This window comes from Intrasporangium sp. (assembly GCF_035280925.1).
Taxonomy (GTDB): Bacteria; Actinomycetota; Actinomycetes; order Actinomycetales; family Dermatophilaceae; genus Intrasporangium.
The window spans coordinates 1-2,129 of the sequence record NZ_DATEEY010000053.1 but is presented as its reverse complement, the minus strand read 5'-3'; the positions used below and the strand labels follow the sequence as shown (position 1 = coordinate 2,129).

The following is a 2,129-nucleotide window of genomic DNA, read 5'->3' as shown; positions in this document are numbered from 1 at the left end:
GTACTCGTTCATGAGCCCCTGTGCCTCGCTCGTCGAGATGGTGAGCTGCTTCGAGAGGCCGAACGCCGAGAGGCCGTAGGCGAGGCCGTAGCTCATGGCCTTGACCTTGCTCCGCATCGCCGGGGTCACCTCCTCGGGTGCCACGGAGAACACCCGGGCGCCGACGAAGCGGTGGAGGTCCTCCCCCGTCCGGAACGCCTCGATGAGCCCCTCGTCACCGGAGAGGTGAGCCATGATCCGCATCTCGATCTGGCTGTAGTCGGCCGACATGAGGGACTCGTACCCCTCCCCCACGACGAAGACGTCGCGGATCCGGCGGCCCTCCTCGGTCCGGATCGGCACGTTCTGCAGGTTCGGGTCGGTCGACGACAACCGGCCGGTGGCCGCGATCGTCTGGATGTAGGTCGTGTGGATGCGGCGGTCCGCCGCCACCGACTTGATGAGCCCTTCCACCGTGACGCGCAGGCGACTGGTGTCGCGGTGTCGGAGGAGCGCCTCGAGGAACGGGTGCTCGGTCCTCACGAAGAGGTCGGCCAGGGCGTCGGCATCGGTCGTGTACCCGGTCTTGGTGCGCTTCGTCTTCGGCATGCCGAGCTGGTCGAAGAGCACCTCCTGGAGCTGCTTCGGGCTGCCGAGGTTCACGTCACGACGGCCGATGGCGTCCCAGGCGTCCTCCTGGGCCTGGTGCATCTTGGCCCCGAAGTCCGCCTCGAGCTCGGCCAGGGCCGGTTCGTCGACGGCGATCCCGGTGCGTTCCATCCGGGCCAGGATGTCGACGAGGGGAAGCTCGAGGTCGCGGAGCAGGTCGGTTCCGCCTGTCTCCTCCAGCCGTTCCGCAAGGACCTTGCCGAGCTCGAGCACGGCGGTCGCCCGCACCATGGCGTCGCGGGCGGCCGTGTCCTCGTCCGCGGCGAAGTCGAGCATTCCCTGGTCGCCGGCCGGTGACTCTGCCTTGAGCTCGCGTCCGAGGTGACGGACCACGAGGTCCTCGAGGTCGAACGACCGCTGGTCCGGGCGGACGAGGTAGGCCGCGAGTGCGGTGTCACTCGTCACGCCGGCCAGGGTCAGACCACGCGTCGACAGGGCCTGGAGCTGTTCCTTGGCGTCGTGCAGCACCTTGGGCGCGTTCGGATCGGCGAGCCAGCCGGCGAGGACCGCCTCCTGCTCGGCGGTGAGGACGGTGAGGTCGAGGTATGCCGTGCAGCCGTCGGCGCCGGCCAGCGCCACCGCACCGGCATCCCCCGAACCACCTCGGTACCCACCCACGACGACCACCCCGTGCGGCAGGCGGCGGCCCTCGGCGCCGTCGCCGAAGCGGACCGAGAGGTCGTCCGCCGTGAAGACGTCACCGGCGAGGTCGAAGCCACCCTCGACCTCGTCCTTCTCCACCTCGAAGGTCGCGAACAGCCGCTCTCGCAGCACCCGGAACTCCAGGCCGTCGAAGACGGTGTGCACCTCCTCCCGGTCCCAGGACCGGCGCTCGAGGTCCTCGACCTTCAGCGGGAGGTCGAGGTCGTCGACCAGCCGGTTGAGCTTGCGGTTGCGCAGGACCCCGTCGAGATGCTCGCGCAGGTTGTCCCCGGCCTTGCCGCCGATCTCGTCGACGTGCGCCACCACCCCCGCGAGGTCGCCGTACTGGCTCAGCCACTTCGCCGCAGTCTTCGGTCCGACCCCCGGCACGCCGGGGAGGTTGTCGCTCGACTCCCCCACGAGCGCCGCGAGGTCGCTGTAGCGCTCCGGCGGGACCAGGTACTTGTCGGTGACGGCGGCGGGGTCCATCCGCCACACCTCGGAGACTCCACGCACCGGGTAGAGCAAGGTCACCTTGTCGGACACGAGCTGGAAGGCGTCACGGTCTCCCGTGCAGATCACCACCTCGTGCCCGGCCTCGACCGCCTGTCGGGTCAGCGTGGCGATGACGTCGTCCGCCTCGAACCCCTCCACGCCGAGGTGGCGGACCCGGAGGGCGTCGAGCACCTCGCGCAGGAGCGGCAGCTGGCCTGTGAACTCCGTCGGGGTTGCCGAGCGACCCGCCTTGTACTCGGCGTACTCCTCCGAGCGGAACGTCTTGCGGGAGACGTCGAACGCCACCCCGATGTGCGTCGGGGCCTCGTCGCGCAGGACGTTGA

Annotated in this window: 1 protein-coding gene; it reads right to left on the bottom strand. The window is 69.9% G+C overall.

The window, feature by feature from the left end:
* Positions 1-2,129 (bottom strand): DNA polymerase I (gene polA, locus VJN29_RS05545; protein ID WP_324142588.1); only part of this gene is annotated, 2,129 nt, incomplete at both ends.